15 protein-coding genes and 2 tRNA genes are annotated in these 16,808 nt (G+C 41.9%); 10 read left to right on the top strand and 7 right to left on the bottom strand.

The features are described 5' to 3' along the window. Window positions 1-86 precede the first annotated feature (86 nt). The 4 genes from F8S12_RS11750 (at window position 87) to F8S12_RS11735 (ending at window position 3,281) form a co-directional block, all read left to right on the top strand. The gene (locus F8S12_RS11750) at window positions 87-734 is read left to right on the top strand and encodes a hypothetical protein (RefSeq protein WP_230967956.1); all 648 of its coding nucleotides are present in this window, start codon (window positions 87-89) and stop codon (window positions 732-734) included. A 56-nt stretch (window positions 735-790) separates the two neighbouring features. Next, on the top strand, window positions 791-1,156 hold the full coding sequence (locus F8S12_RS11745; protein WP_196516456.1) for a DUF1818 family protein: 366 nt from the start codon (window positions 791-793) through the stop codon (window positions 1,154-1,156). Window positions 1,157-1,207: 51 nt separating this feature from the next. Next, window positions 1,208-1,281 (top strand) — tRNA-Pro (locus tag F8S12_RS11740). Window positions 1,282-1,487: 206 nt separating this feature from the next. Beyond that, entirely contained in the window at window positions 1,488-3,281 is a 1,794-nt protein-coding gene (locus F8S12_RS11735) for a serine/threonine-protein kinase (RefSeq protein ID WP_196516455.1), read from the top strand. A gap of 9 nt (window positions 3,282-3,290) precedes the next feature. On the opposite strand, the gene F8S12_RS11730 is transcribed toward F8S12_RS11735, so the two are convergent. Beyond that, window positions 3,291-3,590: a 30S ribosomal protein PSRP-3 gene (locus tag F8S12_RS11730; protein WP_196516454.1), complete on the bottom strand. Its 300-nt coding sequence runs from the start codon at window positions 3,588-3,590 to the stop codon at window positions 3,291-3,293. 138 nt (window positions 3,591-3,728) lie between these two features. On the opposite strand from F8S12_RS11730, the gene F8S12_RS11725 reads away from it, so the two are divergent. From F8S12_RS11725 to F8S12_RS11710, 4 genes are all read left to right on the top strand, one after another. Further along, the gene (locus tag F8S12_RS11725) at window positions 3,729-4,202 is read left to right on the top strand and encodes a DUF29 domain-containing protein (protein WP_196516453.1); all 474 of its coding nucleotides are present in this window, start codon (window positions 3,729-3,731) and stop codon (window positions 4,200-4,202) included. A 126-nt stretch (window positions 4,203-4,328) separates the two neighbouring features. Continuing rightward, the gene (locus F8S12_RS11720) at window positions 4,329-4,799 is read left to right on the top strand and encodes a DUF29 domain-containing protein (protein ID WP_196516452.1); all 471 of its coding nucleotides are present in this window, start codon (window positions 4,329-4,331) and stop codon (window positions 4,797-4,799) included. A 40-nt stretch (window positions 4,800-4,839) separates the two neighbouring features. Further along, on the top strand, window positions 4,840-5,643 hold the full coding sequence (locus F8S12_RS11715) for a TIGR01548 family HAD-type hydrolase (protein WP_196516451.1): 804 nt from the start codon (window positions 4,840-4,842) through the stop codon (window positions 5,641-5,643). A gap of 438 nt (window positions 5,644-6,081) precedes the next feature. After that, entirely contained in the window at window positions 6,082-6,684 is a 603-nt protein-coding gene (locus tag F8S12_RS11710; protein WP_196516450.1) for a hypothetical protein, read from the top strand. A gap of 107 nt (window positions 6,685-6,791) precedes the next feature. On the opposite strand, the gene F8S12_RS11705 is transcribed toward F8S12_RS11710, so the two are convergent. From F8S12_RS11705 to F8S12_RS11675, 6 genes are all read right to left on the bottom strand, one after another. Next, window positions 6,792-7,079 carry a hypothetical protein gene (locus F8S12_RS11705; protein ID WP_196516449.1) on the bottom strand — a complete coding sequence of 96 codons (288 nt, stop codon included), beginning with the start codon at window positions 7,077-7,079 and terminating at the stop codon, window positions 6,792-6,794. 241 nt (window positions 7,080-7,320) lie between these two features. Continuing rightward, window positions 7,321-7,394, bottom strand: a tRNA-Met gene (locus F8S12_RS11700). Between the two features lie 164 nt (window positions 7,395-7,558). After that, window positions 7,559-9,820 carry a peptidoglycan DD-metalloendopeptidase family protein gene (locus F8S12_RS11695; RefSeq protein WP_331001386.1) on the bottom strand — a complete coding sequence of 754 codons (2,262 nt, stop codon included), beginning with the start codon at window positions 9,818-9,820 and terminating at the stop codon, window positions 7,559-7,561. Between the two features lie 825 nt (window positions 9,821-10,645). Continuing rightward, window positions 10,646-11,107: a tRNA (cytidine(34)-2'-O)-methyltransferase gene (locus F8S12_RS11685; RefSeq protein WP_196516446.1), complete on the bottom strand. Its 462-nt coding sequence runs from the start codon at window positions 11,105-11,107 to the stop codon at window positions 10,646-10,648. A gap of 435 nt (window positions 11,108-11,542) precedes the next feature. Then, the gene (gene gshA / locus F8S12_RS11680) at window positions 11,543-12,682 is read right to left on the bottom strand and encodes a glutamate--cysteine ligase (protein WP_196516445.1); all 1,140 of its coding nucleotides are present in this window, start codon (window positions 12,680-12,682) and stop codon (window positions 11,543-11,545) included. Between the two features lie 188 nt (window positions 12,683-12,870). Further along, window positions 12,871-14,703 carry a hypothetical protein gene (locus F8S12_RS11675; RefSeq protein WP_196516444.1) on the bottom strand — a complete coding sequence of 611 codons (1,833 nt, stop codon included), beginning with the start codon at window positions 14,701-14,703 and terminating at the stop codon, window positions 12,871-12,873. Window positions 14,704-15,069: 366 nt separating this feature from the next. On the opposite strand from F8S12_RS11675, the gene F8S12_RS11670 reads away from it, so the two are divergent. Both F8S12_RS11670 and F8S12_RS11665 read left to right on the top strand, forming a co-directional pair. Next, window positions 15,070-15,339, top strand: coding sequence for a hypothetical protein (locus tag F8S12_RS11670; RefSeq protein ID WP_196516443.1), 270 nt, complete (start codon window positions 15,070-15,072; stop codon window positions 15,337-15,339). Between the two features lie 23 nt (window positions 15,340-15,362). Continuing rightward, the gene (locus F8S12_RS11665) at window positions 15,363-16,760 is read left to right on the top strand and encodes a hypothetical protein (protein WP_196516442.1); all 1,398 of its coding nucleotides are present in this window, start codon (window positions 15,363-15,365) and stop codon (window positions 16,758-16,760) included. The last annotated feature ends 48 nt before the right edge of the window (window positions 16,761-16,808 follow it).

Raw genomic sequence — 16,808 nt, 5'->3', positions numbered from 1 at the left:
AAGTTGGAGCGCGGGAAGCCTCAACTTCAACTTCCCGATAAGTAAAAATGCAGTGTGATAGCACTCTCATTTCAAAATATCGTTCTATGAAAAAGAAAAAACTTCTATCTAGATTAATCCTCTCCAAACTCGGAACTCAGCACTCACCACTAATGCTTGCTTTAATAGTAATGAGTGTGATTGTTTTGGGTTCAAGCGTGGACAAACCAATATATACAAATTTATTTACTATCCAAAGAGCGATCGCTGCGCCAACACCAAGGGTCTACGCTCAAAGAATTACTCCTAGCGATGTTTGGCAGCTAGTATATCAGCAATTACCAGATTTCCCACGGGAAAATAAGTATATCAGCAAAGAAAATGGTAAAGTTGCCGAAAACAACACCTTGGTAAATCGCCTAATTACATATCACATTTATACCAAAGGACGTGCTCCAATTTATCGCTTGGATTGGAAGCTGACTTTAGCTGATTACCTGGGTGCAAACGAAATTATGTATGATACTAGCTATCCAGGGAATGATACGCTACGGAATAATCCTCTGGAAAGTGATCGAGATGCGATCGCACGTCTCACCCGCAACCAGCGAAACGATTTAATACAAGTCTTAGTAAATATATTTAATCCTCCTTCCAAAAATACCTTATCCCCTAACCCCAACACCACACCCAGTCCAACTACATCCACCACCCCACAACCACCCCAACGAGGAGGTGCTGAATTACTTAAGTAATCGCGGAGTTATAAGTTGTAAATCAATAACTCCTGCCCCCTGCCTCCTAACTTTTTATGGAACGCGTTGTCAAAAGCGGATCTGGTTGGCGTATTGGCTGGAATCCCGATGTAGATGAATTTAAAGGTTTAGTGGGTACAGATGATTGGGCAATTGAGTTAACCGAAGCCGAGTTGAATGATTTTTGTCGTCTCTTAGCACAGCTAGCAGATACCATAAAGCAACTCGCAACTGAATTGATGGAAGAGGAAAAAATTGCCTGTGAAGCTGAAAGCGATTTATTATGGATGGAGGTAGAAGGCTATCCTCATGCTTACAGTCTGCGCTTTATCTTAAATACAGGGCGATGTGTAGAAGGTCAGTGGGATGCTTCTGCGGTTCCAGATTTACTGCAAGCTACTGCAATGCTCAAAGTTTTTTAACTTTGTCTCTTGATTATCCTAGCGTTTTGTAATATAATATAGGTTCTTGACCGGGGCGTAGCGCAGCTTGGTAGCGCGCCACTTTGGGGTAGTGGAGGTCGTGGGTTCGAATCCCGCCGCTCCGATTGATGATAAGCCATGCCTGCTAGTCTTTTGAAAAGATTTGCAGGCTTTCTAGTGAGGATATTTCTCGATCGCCTATACCAAACGCTACCAAATTCCTTGCACGAGATCATTACGAAATTACAGCTATCCGTCCAAAGCTTCACTACAACAAATAAAATTATCTGGTGGGTAATCCTGCCCACCCTGTAATGCTGGCAGGGAAATTTTGCTGATCCAAGAACGTTATCGTTTACTCAAGCTGACTGATGAAGGGGAATTGTGCAAAACCTTCCTCGCTGTAGATGAGGGTCAATTTTCTCCAGTTCCTTGTGTAGTGCAACAATTCTTACTGCAAAACGAATCACTTAAAGCCTGTCAGCAAAAAGCACAACAGCTAGAACAATTAGCCAAACATCCGCAAATTTCCACTTTACTGGCATATTTCCAGGAGGATGGATACTTTTATTGGGTGCAGGAGTTTATTGCAGGCACTAATTTGGCTCAGGTGGTTGAGGAAGAAGGCGCTTTTAATGAAACTCAGATTTGGCAACTTTTAGAGGATTTGTTGCCAGTTTTACAGTTTATTAGCGATCGCAACATTATCCACCGCGATATTAAACCCCACAATATCATCCGTAGATCCCCAATTACAAAGAAAGGGGATTTAGTCATAGTCGATTTTACCACTGCAAAAATCGTCACAGAAATTGATTGGCTAACAGATGAAATCAGCCTTGGTAGTCCAGAATATGCGGCACCAGAACAAGCGAGGGGAAAAGCAGTTTTTGCTAGTGACCTTTACAGTCTGGGTGTAACTTGCATTTACCTACTTACCCAGATTCCTCCCTTTGATTTATTTGATATTGCTAATGATTGCTGGGCTTGGCGACAGTATATTACCACCAAAGTAAGCGATGTCTGGCGACAAGACGCAAGGCGTCTACGTCTAGCACTAATCCTCGACAAGTTGCTGCAAAATGCTGTTAGCCGCCGCTTTCAGTCAGCTAATGAAGTTATGCAAGCAATGGGTATGGAATGTAAAACTCAAAATTTTAAATTACCAAATCCTCTGTGGCAATGCTTGCATACTTTAACTGGACATTCCGGTGTATTGAGTAGTGTGAATACCATTGCCATCAGCCCTGACGGTAACACCTTAGCCAGTGGTGGGGATGACAAAAACATTAAATTGTGGAATCTAAATACCAAAAAATTTTTAACTAGCCTATTGGGACATTTCCAACCTGTGACATCAGTCGCCTTCAGTCCAAATGGTCAAATTCTGGCAACTGCTAGCGACGATAAAACTATCAAATTGTGGCAGATTGAGACATTAGAAGAAGTCTGCACCCTCTTGGGACACTCACATATTGTAAAATCAGTAGCTTTTAGTCCTAATGGGCAGATTCTCGCTAGTGGTAGCTGGGATAAGACAATCAAACTTTGGGATGTAAATACTGGCGCAGAAATTTGCACCATAATTGGACACCAATTACAGGTAAATTCAGTGGCGTTTAGTCCCCAAGGACAGATTCTAGCCAGCGCTAGTTATGACAGAACAATTCGCCTGTGGCAAATACCTACATTTGCAGATGATTTGCATAGAGAATTTAAAAACCGCCCATGCTATAGCTTGTTAAGCACCCTTTCGGGTCATGCATGGGCGGTTTTGACAGTCGCTTTTAGTCCCGATGGTCAAATTTTGGCGACAGGTAGTGATGATAACACCATTAAATTGTGGGAGGTAAACACTGGTCAGCTAATCAGCACACTTTTAAGCCATTCCTGGTCTGTGGTGGCTGTGGCTTTTACTGACGATAGCGAAACCCTCCTAAGTGCAAGTTGCGACAAAACAGTTAAGCTCTGGAGGGTAAGCACAGGAGAAGAGATTGTTACTCTCTCTGGTCATGTAGACTCAGTATCTACCATTGCTATAAGCAAAGTTACACAATTGATTGCAAGTGGCAGCAAGGACAAGACTATCAAACTGTGGCAGCTTGTAGAACAGCAGAAGAGCTAATTGTGAATATCAAGCGCTACCTGTGAAGGCAACTTCAGGAAATTTCAATTGAGCTTCTGCCATTGGACGGTTTCTACCTTCCTCTTGCCAGTAGTTAATTACTTCGGTCGCTTTATTAAGCAACTCGACACGATCCAGATCAGCAATCCAATGTTTGGCCTCTAGTTCCTTTTTTAACTCTTCCCAGGCATCATTTCTGGGCCAGAAAAAGTACTTCGTTAAAGGACTTGTGCCTTTACCTACAATTTGATCGACTGCTAGAGCAACGTTCTCGTCTAACCACAAAATTTTCAAAATAAACTTGGTCAATCACACCTCCGGGAATTTCCGGGCATTACTTAATTATGATAGCGATCGCTTATTCTAACGCAATACCTTACCAAATGACTAAACAGTAATTGAGAATGGACTACTATAAAGTCTAGTCAGTGCTAACTAAAGATGTTTATGACTGCCCAGCTGCCCCAATCTCAAACAACATCTGGTTCAGATTTGTATCAGCAAGACTTTTACCTGTGGATTCAAACCACGGCAGAACTGCTAAAACAAGGTCGGCTCACAGAACTGGACTTAGAGAATTTGATTGATGAAATCGAAACAATGGGCAGGAGTGAAAAGAAAGCACTGAGAAGCAATTTGGAAGTGGTGCTAATGCATCTATTAAAGTATAAATATCAGTCCGAGAAGCGCTCTGGTAGTTGGCGAGCAACAATTCGGGAGCATCGCAAACGCCTCAGACAAGCTCTAGAAGAAAGTCCTAGCCTCAAACCCTATTTCTCTGAGGTTTTTGGACTGTGTTATGACGATGCTAGATTGTTGGCAGCCGATGAAACTGAATTGGATGTAGTTATCTTTCCTGAAGAATCTCCTTTCACGCCAGAGCAAGCCCTCGACCCTGATTTTTTACCAGAATCAACATAATTCGTAATTCGTAATTCGTAATTCGTAATTCATATACTGCAAGGGTTTTAGACATTTAAGATCGGTGGCTTATTTTTGCCGTCGTGAACTACCATAAAGTTTAGTCGGCGCTAACTACAGATGCTTATGACTGCCCAACTGCCCCAATCTCAAACAACAGCTGGTTTAGATTTATATGAGCAAGACTTTTATCTGTGGATTCAAACCACAGCAGAACTGCTCAAGCAAAAGAATTTCACACAACTGGACTTAGAGAATCTGATTGAAGAAATCGAAACGATGGGCAGAAGTGAAAAGCGGGCATTGGAAAGCAATCTGGAAGTGTTGCTGATGCATTTGCTCAAATACCAGATTCAAACTGAAAGACGCTCAAAAAGTTGGCAGTATACAATTTTAGAACACCGTAGGCGAGTCCAAAAGGCACTTAAGGAAAGTCCGAGCTTGAAACCTCACTTTGATCAGGTTTTTGACGAAAGCTATCAAACGGCTAGACGACTGACTGTAATTGAAACTGGATTAGCGATCGCTACCTTCCCTGAACAATCTCCCTTTACACTAGAGCAAGTCCTTGACTCTGATTTTTTGCCGGAGTCATGAGCGCATTATGATGATGTAAAACTCTTTTGCTTCCTACCTCATGACTCAACAAACTTCTGTAAAAGCGATCGTTATTTTCGATATTGATGGCGTTGTGCGCGATGTTAGCGGTTCCTATCGCCGAGCGATCGCAGATACCGTAGAATATTTTACTACCCAAGCATATCGTCCAACATCATTAGATATTGACCAACTGAAATCTGAAGGTGTGTGGAATAATGATTGGGAAGCCTCGCAGGAATTAATTTATCGCTACTTTGAAACCCAAGAACAGACCCGCGAACAACTGCAACTAGATTACAATGCGATCGTTGCTTTTTTTCAATCGCGTTACCGAGGCCCAGACCCAAATAATTTTACTGGGTATATCTGTAATGAACCTTTATTATTGCAACCTAGCTATTTAAAGCAACTTACTAAAGGGGGGATTGCTTGGGGATTTTTTAGTGGTGCGACTCGTGCTTCTGCTAACTATGTATTAGAAAAACGCCTGGGTTTGGAATCTCCGGTGTTGATTGCAATGGAAGATGCCCCAGGAAAACCTGACCCCACTGGACTTTTTGCTACAGTTCGTCAGTTAGAAAATGGAATTGAGCAAAAATCAGCGATCGTGTATGTGGGAGATACAGTAGCAGATATGTATACCGTCAAGAAAGCACGGAATCTAGATTATTCTCGTATTTGGATTGGTGTAGGAGTTTTACCGCCCCATGTGCAAGAAACAGCAGCGCGTAGTGATGCCTATGGTGAGACACTAATAGCAGCAGGAGCATCGATAGTTTTGCGTAATGTCCAGGAATTGACCCCAAGACAGATTCAAGAATTGCTAACTTCATCTACCTAATCGAGGTTCTAAGATCAATCAAACTATGGGTGCATGAATGACTGGCCGATAACATTTGCAAGAGGTCTATTTATAAATTTTAAAGTGGCTCAGGTTGGAATTGAACCAACGACCTCAGGCTTATGAGTCCCAAAATAAAGCCAACTATATAAGCATCTCAGCTCCAGGTATCTTATTTCATAGTCAGGTAATAGTCAACACCTGTTTTATAATTTTATGATATTGAGTAATCATTGACACTAATATTTTCATTAGGTAAAGTTGATATAGCTTGTAAGTAATAAATAACTCTTGGGTCAATAAAGTTGACGTGTTGTGGTATCTAAGGAAACTACAGCCACAGAGTTACTTGGGCAGGTTACTAAAACCAAGCATCATTAGGCTCTTATCTCTCTAAGAGTCTGGTTAATTGTCCTGCACTATGGAGTAAAAATTTCTATGGCTAATGTTAGCAGAGAGGCTTTTGATGAGATTCATCTAGGTATGTGGGAGGCGGATGTTAAGAAAATATTTGGTGATCCAGATGATGACAATCATGAAGATTGGGCAAACTATATCCCTACAGTTTTGACATGGGAAAATCCAGATGGCTCTAAAGTACAAGTAACTTTTTCACATAATAAAGTTACTGAAAAAAAATACATAGAAAACTTAGAAATGTTTATGCAGTCAAATACACAACATAAAGAATATGAAGATGTGGATCTTGAGCTAATACTAAGATCAGGAAATTCATTTTTACCAGCACAAAAAATCAAGTGTTCTCTGTTTCGTATTTACTCTGAGCCATCTTCTCCTTACCCAGGTTCTAGTCAATATGAAGCTACGGCTAGAATTGATAACAAAGATATACAGGAGTTAGCAAAAAGAGGTTATCCAATAGATCCTCCAAGTTATGAAAGTTTTCTTCATGAAGGGGTAACTTGGGATGTTTCTGATTTCACAATGTACCAAATTAAGCAAGAAAATAATAACCCGAATAGTGATGGCTGGGACTACCATTTAAAAAAAACGCAAGAGATTAGAACCACTAGCTCATAAAAAAGCTATCACAAGTAATACAACTCAATAAGGTAAGAAATTATTTCCCAGATGCAGTTAGCTATCAAATTAGTGAGCGATCGCATTTGGGAACTTATCATTAGAACTTAGGATGGTGATTTAAATTTCCTATTGTAGAACCATACCCCACCTAAACCTCCTACTATTAATACACCAACTCCAATTAAAATTAACTGTTTTTGTTGTTCAGCTTGTTTAGCAGCATCATTTTGAAACTCAAGGTATCTTATCTGGTTTTGGGTATTTAGCTGCTCATAGTCTCTTTGTCTTCGTCTAAACTCTCTATCCATTAGGGAATCTTGGGCTAAAGCTGGAGGTATTGCAGATGAAGTAATGGATAATAAAGTAGCTATAATGAGGTTGCCGTATTTCATGCTTAAAAACTTTTTAATCAGCTAAATTCAAAGATAAGTATTTCTGATTACCATTGAATAAAACTCTAGGAAATCTTAATCTTAAACGACCTTCCAAGGCTTCAATTCCAACTTTCATGACTATCACGCTGTTGAATAAGCATAGTCATTTTATAGTCAAAAGAGCCTTATACACAAATTCAGCTCCCTAGTACTACTGATGACTAGAAGCTGAAACCCTTATGTAGTCTTACTTTTAAAGTGGCTCAGGTTGGAATTGAACCAACGACCTCAGGCTTATGAGTCCCGCGCTCTAACCAACTGAGCTACTGAGCCATATATCTTCAAGTCATTTACTACTTTAGCATAGAAATTTGCTTAAGGCTAGCCCTTTTGCAATTTTTTCCAGCTTTCATACCTGTTGAGTTAATAGAAAGCAAATGAGGGAGGTAAACTCCCTCAACTAACAAAGCAATGATTTAGTTACAGACAGCCAATAATTACACGCGCTCCGGCAACATAGCTATTGGATTAACGGCACCCTTACCTGATGGGTGGATTTCAAAGTGGGTGTGTGGGCCAGTGCTGTGACCAGTGCTACCCATTAAAGCAATTGTGTCTCCCTGATTTACCTGCTGACCAGCTTGCACCAGAAGTTTGCTGTTATGAGCATAGCGGGTCGTGCTGCCATCAGGATGGCGGATTTGGACAAGGATGCCGTAACCACTTTTATTCCAGCCAGCTTTTTCTATCGTACCCTCAGCTGAGGCGACAACTGGGGTGCCAGTGGAGTTAGCAACGTCAATTCCTTTGTGCATTCTACCCCAGCGCCAGCCATAGCCAGAGGTGAGAGTACCCTTTGCTGGCCAGGTGTAAGCTATGGATGAAGAAGATGGAGGAGGTGTAAGTTCGTCAATCTGCCTGGGCAAATATTGATCCACTGCTGCCAAAGGCGGTAGTACCTGTGGAGAAACTGTCCTTCCCCGCATCTTTCCTAATGAATCAGAGCTATTTACTCTTCCAGAAGGCGTTGTAACCCTTGTTCCAGATGGATTGCTAGAGGGAGTCCATTGACTAGCAGATCCTAGACTGGGCAAGAAATCTGGGTTTACTGGATCGTTAGCCGGGAGAGTAGCACGGAATTGGGACTTAATTGGTTGAGCGCTAAAGTTAGCTCTCATAGGTGTAGGAACTGGAATTTGTATCGCTACACTATTTGGTCGAACTGCGGGGTTAGGTACAGTGAAATTATTGGGGCTAGAAACAGGAGTGAGCATCGCAGCATTATTAGTTTCGGTAGCTGCTGGCACAACTAAGTTCCCAGACTGTTGAGCGCGATATTTCTGCTGTAACCTCTGGATTTCTGCTTGTAAGCCCCGCAAACGGTCATTATTGTTATTGTTTGCCCTTGCTACCCTATTTGCTGGTGTTTTAGGCGGCTGCATTTCGCCAAAAACTTTTGGCACTGGGGTGTCACCACCTACGGCATAGGAGGTAGCAGGGGTGGGAGCTATTTCTAAGTCGGTCGTACTATTTGCCTGAATCTGCTTGTTCGCAATTACCGGTGTAGGGACGGTAATGCTGCTGTTGTCGGCAATAGTTGGTGATTGTGGAGCAGGTAGATACGAGTTGGCACTACCAATGTTCACAGGGTAGCTGGCCAACTTTGGAGTATTACTGGACTCTACGAAAGTAGGCTTAGTAGCTACACTTGCCTCAACTTGAGCGGCAGGAATAATTAGTTTTTGACTAATTTGCAGTTCATTTGGGTTGCTGAGGTTATTTGCCCTAGCTAGTTCTGATACTGAAGTCTTGTATCTGCTGGCGATCGCTGCTAATGTATCTCCAGGCTTAACTTCGTAGGCTATTCGAGTCGAAGACGCGATCAATGTTGGTGTAGCTGGGACAACTACACTCGTCTGTGTCTTCTGTTTTAACCTCGATATCAGGTTTGCTTGGGTTGCATCGTCAGAAGTGTCCGACTGGGCTAATGCAGTCTTCTCAACTACAGTTGTTGGCTGCACCAAAGCTATATCAGCTTGTGATAAATTTTTGGTTTCCCCAGACCGCAACTGTGCCAGACTCTTTCTTAAACGATTCGATTTTTCTTGTAAACGATTCAGTGCGAACTCTTGTTGCGCCTTAAGTTGTGCATTTATTTCACTGTTGGCTGCGCCAGATGTTGCCACTGTTTGTGGTAGGACACTCACCGATGCATCCTCTGTACTGCCCTCAATACCATCAGCACTAGAGTTAGATAGCTTGTTGACTGTTGGAAAACTAGTCTCAGCTAAGGTATTGCTCAATCCCTGTGCTATTTGAGGCTTCAGGTAGGTGGAATTTTTATAAACTGGTGTTGCCTGGGAAAACGTTGCTGATGCAGGAACTGGCAAAGACATTCCATTGGCCGCAACTTGCCATTTAGCTTCAAGCCCAGGCACTTGTGAGACTGCGGTTGGTTCCACGATCACAGGATTTTCCGGCACGCTCGCTGATGAGATTGCTTGGGACTCCAGCTTTGTGGAGGCAAATTTCACCTCAATGTTAGCAGCAGGAATCGTTGAAGTTGCCTTTTGGCTACCTACAGGCACTGCTGCTTGGGCTTGATCGCTTTGTCGAGTCACCAAAAGGCTGGTTGCTCCCATAGAGATTGCCAAGCCAATCATCGCGGCTTTTGTCCGCACCCGGCGGTTAATTTTTGGATTTATCACATTTAGCAGTTCTACCGGGGCATCATCGCTGCTGGGGTTATTGTTCAACACAGCTTTTACTCTCTTTTTCAATGCTCGTTTCAAAGACGACCTCCTATGATCACTAGCGCTTAACTGACCTCGATTTTTCAGTTGGATACTAGTCAATGGTTTAGATCACAACGAACGATAGATCAAGATCACATTCACCAGAGATGCTTACGCAAGATTAACCTGCTTCTCTGATTTAGACAAGTTCACACGTATTAGCAAAACTTAAAGTTTGCTGTGTTTACTTCTCAGAACCACTCCTAACACCACTTAGGACGTTTTACTTTTTACCATTGTCCGCGCCTGTCTTGCGTCAATCGCGGGGACTGGACAAATTATTTGCCAAGTCCATAGTCGCTGCTGAGAATTAAATTGCTGCGACTTCTGTAAAAGTGATGCCCCCTGCTGTAGATATCTTCAAGATATTTCTACCGAATCCGTCTTCTCAACACGAGACTTTACGTTGATTATTCCCTAAAAAACAACCGTATGAACTATCGGTTGCTTTTTAGCTGCTCTCTAGCGTTCATTGAGCCAAAATAGCTCAAATATCAAGCACAACTGGGTTTTAGCCCTTTGGTTCCCCAATTTAGGATGCTTCCAATTCATCAATATTTATCATTCAAATTTGGCAATATCCCAAGTCTTATATACAGATTTCTTATAATAACCTTCCATTGCTTGTAAGTATCTTCCACTACAATTTGCAAATAAACCCATTTTTAGGTATATTGCTTTACACATTCTTACGGTAACTAAGAAAGTTTTTGCCGCCACAAATCATTTGTCTAATAGATACTTGAATATAGCATAAGTAAATATACTTGTGAATATCAAGGTAAACAATTATTGTAAATAGCCTAACTGACGACGGGTTTCAAATAAACCAATTGCCACACTCACTGACAGATTCAAGCTGCGAACTCCAGGTTGGCTCATCGGAATATAAAGGGTAGCATCACAATCTGACAGAATTGTTGGTGGTAAGCCAGTGGTTTCACTACCAAAGAGCAGCCAATCATCGGCTTGAAACTGAAAGCTGGCGTAATTCAACTTTCCACCGACTGTAAAACCTAACCATCTGCCTCCACGCTCCTGATGTAAGGTTTTAAAGGCTTCTAGCGATTCGTGATAGTGTAGTTTTACATAAGGCCAGTAATCTAATCCAGCTCTTTTGAGGTAGCGATCGCTAATTTCAAATCCTAAAGGCCCGACTAAATGTAACTCTGTACCCGTAGCTGCACAAGTACGAGCAATATTACCTGTATTCGGAGGAATTTGCGGGTTAACTAAAACTACCTGAGTCATTGTCCGTATAATTTACGTATTGTATAAAAAAATTATCGCAAATGTAGAATCTACCAAAAGGTAGAGGCTATTCATAGGTTTTGTTAATAATAATAAAATACTGGCTATTGATTAGATTTTTAAAACAAAGTACAAACCCTCCCAGAGCAATGCCTGAGAGGATGTTTGGTTAAAATTAGGAAATATTAAGTTTTATATAGAGAAGGTTAAGTGCTAGTGTCCTTTAGGGTTAGTGGTATCTCCCAGAAAATTTACCATTTGTCTGAAGACAGAGGACGTGGGCAAGAAAGCAAGCTAGAAGTTGCAGTAAGTCTTTCCCCTTTTTACCTCCCGTCCCCCCTACTCCCTACTCCCTACTCCCTACTCCCTACTCCCTACTCCCTACTCCCTACTCCCTACTCCCTACTCCCTACTCCCTACTCCCTGCCTCTTGAGTTAAGCCAGCAGGGACGAACACAATTTGTTTTCGAGTTCGATTTCGCGTTCTTGGGTGGCAACAATAGCTTGAGTGATAACGCGCTGGCTGTCAAAACCAACTGTGTGTAACTGCAACCACTGTTGAGCTTCATTGCCTTCGCGGAGGATTTTCTGCAAAGGGGAAAGGAAACAGCTAAAGCCTCGTTGTTTGGCGATCGCCCAAACATCTTGGTACATTTGAGCAATCCAATCTCTAGCTACAATGCTTCTGCCATCTTGCCAATGCCTCAGTTGAGCATCAAGACTACCAACAGCAGCAGCAGTTTCGTTTTCAGCAGTCAGGGTGACAAGTTCTTCAGGAGAGAAGGTACTTTGAGTTAATGGATCGATGCTGGGATTTTCGATTATTTGCAACAAACGCGCTTCTAATAAGGCAGCAATGGCTAGTAAGGCAATGGGATCTGTGACTAAATCGCAAATTCGCAGTTCTAGCCGATTTAAGTCATAGGGACGGCGATCGCCATTTGGTCGTACTGATGTCCATAAATGCCGCACGTTTTGCATTGTTCCAGCAGCGAGTTGATTTTCCACCCACTGAATATGATCGGCGTGGCTAGCAAATAGGGGCACATGGGTAGGCGTTTGCGGGAAGACTCCCCAACGAGTGGAGTGATAACCAGTAGCTTTGCCATCCAGGAAAGGAGATGAGGCACTGAGGGCAAGAAATAAAGGTGCTTCCATCCGGATCACCCGACACGCCCGCATTAATACTTCCGGGTCGCTGATGCCTATATTAATATGTACGCTAGCGGTGACTACTTTCGTACTGTAAGTATTTTCAATGTAGTCATGATAGGGGTTAGCTGGATCGGAACGGAGAAAGCGATCGCTCCCACCCAAAGACAAAGTACTCCCCGGTATCAGGGTGTAATTGCCCAAGCGATCGAGGTAGTTTCGCAACTCCCGCCGGGGACGCAGCAAAGCACACAATAAATTCTCGTAATCAGGGGATGGTTGGGTTATGTATTCCACGTTGCGGCTGTCTGGCTCCCGCATAAATCCATCCAAAGCTGCAACAATTTTGTCTGAGAGACCGACGATTTCACCTTGAGGCGTGCCAGTGTACATCTCAATCTCAAAGCCTTTTAATAAAACCACCTTGTTCTCCTCGGCTCTCTCTACCTATAAATTGTATCGAATAAGACGAATCTCTGGATCTATCTTTAAGTCAATCAAAGGTTAAGAATCATTTAATTGCCAACTCACGCGAAATCAGGACGACAGATTTATTAGTTGTCCTCCAAAAAATTATTACTATTGAAGTATGCAAAATATCCTAGTATGGGTTAAGGGCGATACAGAATAAAATCAGCAGGTGAATCACTCTTTTGAACAATATTGAGACGTAGAAACTGCGCCCACACTTCATCACTAAGTAAGTTTGAAGCAATTTGAGGATTGTTAATTGCGATCGCGCCCATAACTTTACGCCATCCCTCTTGCAATGGCTCAATAAAAGCTTCTTCAATAGAAACTTGATTCAGCAACGAAAGTGCTGTCTTAAAAATTACTGAATCAGGTTGTATATTCTTGGACTTTAACCCCTGAAGTGCCACACTCAACCATATAGGCAGAAGTTCCAGCCAGTTGTTTTGCTCTATCTTTTGGAGTGCAATGTCTTCCATACATAGCGCACCCCACACACATAAAGACTCTACAGCCAGTTTATAATCGCGGTTTTCTAGAGCATTTTGCCATAATTTTTGAGCCTGATTTTGGAAGCGATTAGCGAGAAATTCATAAGCTTCCTGGACTTGATGGGGAATTGTAACTTTATAAACTGACTCACCTCGTGGTAGGTAATCGCCGCGATAAGATAGCCAGTTATGAGAACCACAAAGATGGATTTCCTGATCAACTATTACTTCTTTAACATGGGAATCTCCCAACCAAAAAACCTGTACAGATGGTAAACCATCAGGTGTTTTTATCGCTCGAAGTTTTTTCTCTACTTCTGGTGGAATTGGTTTATCTTCGTCTTCTTGTTGCCGCGAAATTCCATGTCCAATTAAAATCCAAACTCCGCGATTAGCTAATTTCTGTAACAGAGTTAGAAATGTGTCATTGACAACTGCCTGATTCACCCAAGGAGAATAAATCAAAACCTGACGTTTAGCCGAATTTAAAACTTCTGAAAAAGCTTGGCTAATTTGTCCATTGCGTAACTGTATAGCTTCACCTAGCACTGTAGAATTATCTAGTTTTTGACTGGTTTTTGTGGCAGTTTCTAGCGCCTTTTGGCGAACCTTTTCGAGTCTAGCTTCTATTTCAGCATTTTTTTCCTTGAGAACGACTTCACGTTGAAAATTGATGGTTTCAGTTGACAATTTACATAATGCTTGCAAAGATATTTTGCCTTCAGCGTGTAGCACTTCTAACCAATTTGATGCTGACTCTAAAATTTGCTTTCCATTTCTTATTTGGATGCTCAACTTATCCTCAAGGGAATCAAAGATAACAAAAAACGATATCTTTCTCCAAATTTTTTGAGTCGAAGCTAATACCTTATAGGAAGTGACAATTTTTCCCTCTTCTGGGACATGAAGTGCTAAACCTGAAGCTTGAATACTTTTTTGTATTTCCTCAAGCGGTAACAAAGAAATATCAATAATTGTATGATCAATAGTTATAAAGTCTGCCAAGTCTGGCAAATTTATCACTGTCTCGTTTAAGGATTCAGATTGAAAGGTGATTTTGTCGCTTAAAGGGTCTGTAATAGCATTAAGCTGTACAAGATATGGTGGCTGTGGTACAGAGCCTTTCTCATAGAATAAACGACCTTCAGGAGTGACTGTAATTGGCGATGTTGCTGATAGAGTTTGTAATGTCCGAAGAGTTGCAGTAGTAGTTTGGATAAATATAGAATCAAGCCCAAGTACAGATGCTAATTCATCCTCTGTTGGCGGAGGTTGAAATTCAATAGCAGCGCGGATAATAAATTCTTCGAGTACGTTAAACTGGCGGGGTTCTTTGATATTTACTTCTACAGGAGTTTGACGCAAGCTATAGCGAAATTGACGCGCTGCTAAAACTGATAAACTAAGGCTTTGCGCTTCTATTTCGTCTACCAAATTTTTGAGATTGTCATCAATAGGTTTAGCTGAATAGGCGAGAAACATCAATGAAACCTCCATGTAGACGCACGATGTTTTAAATAAACTTCCGAGATTATGTGCGCGTTTGGTGTCAGGCTCTAAGATACCACATTTGTTTGATGCTATCATTATGGAACCCCGATGCTGGGAAGAAAAAACATCTTCAATTTCTGCTGCTTTGCTTATTTGGAGTAGTATTGCCCACCAACAATAAAATTCCCAACTTATTTAAAAAGTCGGGAATCTAAGGCTTTCAATTTTCACAAATCAAATAGGATTGCTATATTGCCTATATTCTCAATACTAGAAGTGACTTAAAACCTAAGTTTTACGACGAAAAATGTTAGCTTTGGTGATGGCTACTTGAAAATTACAGGCAAATAAGATGCCTTGAGACGCGCTAACCCTGGGATTGCCGATGTCTCTGCTCAATCCGAATCCTATTTTTTACGTAATCAAATTGCTAAAGCTTTTGGAGCTAAAGCTGGCTTTGGGATACCTATAGTAGAGAGAAATATCGTAGCTATCCTTGTCTTTTTCATGTCGGAAATTTGGGAGCAAGATATGGAAATTATTGCAGCAACCGAGGCGATCGTTAGGCGATATGCAAAGTGTGGCACAGGTACTACTTTTAGGAATGAAGATGACCATATCATATAATATAAATCTATTGTTGAGGACACATGGTAGAAGCTATCAAATTTAACAACAATAAAACCACCATAGCCGACTGGCGATTAACTCCCGGCTACTTGCATTCAGGCAGATCAGATTTTGAATCGGCACATATTTTATTAGGTCGTTTCTTAGCAGATAGAAATTCGGAAAATCCGCTTGACCAAAAAGAATTGTTTGCCGCCGATGGCATTTTTGAATGGGGACATGCTTCGCCTTTAGAAAAAGTCATTAATTCACGGTCAGATTTAGAGTTTCTGCTGTTGCACTCTAATTTGTTACGCAATTCTATAACCATCATCGAACCTTGGGAACATGTAGGTGTTAACGCTGCCGGTGAAGATGTTAGAGCCTCGAAAAACATTGCCTACATTGCTCAGAAAGTCGCGGATATGGACTCAGTATTGTTGCCTGTTTGGTCAACTGGAGTCATCGATCCAGAGATAGTGATTCCGGCAATTACTTCTGGTTATGCGGTGGTAGTGGAAGGCGGCGATCCTTCGACTTACGATGCATCCACTTGGACAAGTCCGGCTTGCCCGCGAGAAGATATGTTTGGATTAGTGGAAAAGTTACTGATTTCGCGATCGCCTAGTAGTGCTGCCGCAATCTTTATTTGTGTAGGGCATCAACTGGCTGCTGAATGTCATATCCGACTGATTCGGCGAGCAGTCAAGAAAGTTCTTAGCACGACATCTCTAGAACGTGACAAAGACGGTAGAACTCTCAAATCACTGCAAGAAGTTGCAGAACGCATCCAAGCGATGGGCAAGACACTCCAAATCAAAAAGCGCGATGGACGCATAGTTGCTACTGGCTGGAATGATGAACATTTTGCCGTGACGCGCAACGAATCAAAGGAAGTAGGCGCGAGTGTGTTGTTGCCTTATCAGTCTCCTGATGGCGATGCCTTAAGTATTCCTTGGGAAATTATTCATGCTCATGATGTAACGGCTGATACTCACGAAGGCGTGATTGACACAACGATTCAATACGAGCGTCAAGTATCGATTTCGATGTTCCACTCGGATGAAGTCAACGAAGAAGCGATACTGTTTGCTAATTGGGCTTACCGGATGATACATGATGCCATTGTTCCTTATCGGCACATCATCGCTGGTAGTACTTTGTCATGGTTGATACAACTACCCGATGCTGTAGAAATTCTTTGTTCAACAGCAGAGGAAAATGGTGAAATAGTTACGGAATGTTCGGCTACCTGTATTAATTATAAAGACTTTGAAACTAAGAAAATCCGACGCTCTTTTACTTGTCAATTCCATCCAGAATTGCTGTCAGATTTGCGTGCGATTGGTAACAGTGAAGCTCCATCATATTCTATATTGAAGAATGATGATGGTGTGCGTTTATTTGTACGACTGCTGTATGCAGGAATGCAAGAGTAATGCTATTAGCTTGCGCCACGCGAACGGTGGCGCAGGTACTATTTTTAG

The sequence above is a fragment of the Nostoc sp. WHI genome (assembly GCF_015714725.1).
Taxonomy (GTDB): Bacteria; Cyanobacteriota; Cyanobacteriia; order Cyanobacteriales; family Nostocaceae; genus Nostoc.
The sequence above is the reverse complement of the archived record's forward strand: the minus strand, read 5'-3'. Positions and strand labels throughout refer to the sequence as shown.

What these genes read in the sequence shown, in the direction of transcription:
- F8S12_RS11750 (WP_230967956.1), top strand. Translation starts at nt 87, where the DNA reads ATGAAAAAGAAAAAACTTCTATCTAGATTAATCCTCTCCAAACTCGGA.
- F8S12_RS11745 (WP_196516456.1), top strand. Translation starts at nt 791, where the DNA reads ATGGAACGCGTTGTCAAAAGCGGATCTGGTTGGCGTATTGGCTGGAAT.
- F8S12_RS11725 (WP_196516453.1), top strand. Translation starts at nt 3,729, where the DNA reads ATGACTGCCCAGCTGCCCCAATCTCAAACAACATCTGGTTCAGATTTG.
- F8S12_RS11720 (WP_196516452.1), top strand. Translation starts at nt 4,329, where the DNA reads ATGACTGCCCAACTGCCCCAATCTCAAACAACAGCTGGTTTAGATTTA.
- F8S12_RS11715 (WP_196516451.1), top strand. Translation starts at nt 4,840, where the DNA reads ATGACTCAACAAACTTCTGTAAAAGCGATCGTTATTTTCGATATTGAT.
- F8S12_RS11710 (WP_196516450.1), top strand. Translation starts at nt 6,082, where the DNA reads ATGGCTAATGTTAGCAGAGAGGCTTTTGATGAGATTCATCTAGGTATG.
- F8S12_RS11705 (WP_196516449.1), bottom strand. Translation starts at nt 7,079, where the DNA reads ATGAAATACGGCAACCTCATTATAGCTACTTTATTATCCATTACTTCA.
- F8S12_RS11685 (WP_196516446.1), bottom strand. Translation starts at nt 11,107, where the DNA reads ATGACTCAGGTAGTTTTAGTTAACCCGCAAATTCCTCCGAATACAGGT.
- F8S12_RS11675 (WP_196516444.1), bottom strand. Translation starts at nt 14,703, where the DNA reads ATGTTTCTCGCCTATTCAGCTAAACCTATTGATGACAATCTCAAAAAT.
- F8S12_RS11665 (WP_196516442.1), top strand. Translation starts at nt 15,363, where the DNA reads ATGGTAGAAGCTATCAAATTTAACAACAATAAAACCACCATAGCCGAC.